The 256-nt window shown below is 37.1% G+C and carries 1 protein-coding gene; it reads left to right on the top strand.

Annotation, left to right across the window (positions count from 1 at the left end; all coding sequences use genetic code 11):
• A partial coding sequence (locus tag SCA31_RS24415) for a hypothetical protein (protein ID WP_410699562.1) occupies positions 1-256 on the top strand: 256 nt, incomplete at both ends.

Genomic DNA, 256 nt, shown 5'->3' with positions numbered 1-256 from the left:
AGTTTAGGAACTGATACTCCTGGATTTTATACCGGAGTTTATGGTAGAATCAATAATAGATATGCATCGGCTCCTGCATTAGATTGGCAGGAAAGAATGCTTGGTGGAACGGGGACAACCCAAAACCAGAATGTCAACATTTCTGTAGGAAATGAGAAAACGCAGGCATACATCAGTTATAATTACAATAAACAAGAGGGTTTATTACAAAATTATAGTGAAACCAGAAATTCATTGCGTGCCAATATCAATTCAG

This window comes from Chryseobacterium sp. SIMBA_028, from assembly GCF_046535285.1.
GTDB lineage: Bacteria > Bacteroidota > Bacteroidia > Flavobacteriales > Weeksellaceae > Chryseobacterium.
This window is presented reverse-complemented; position numbering and strand designations above follow the sequence as displayed.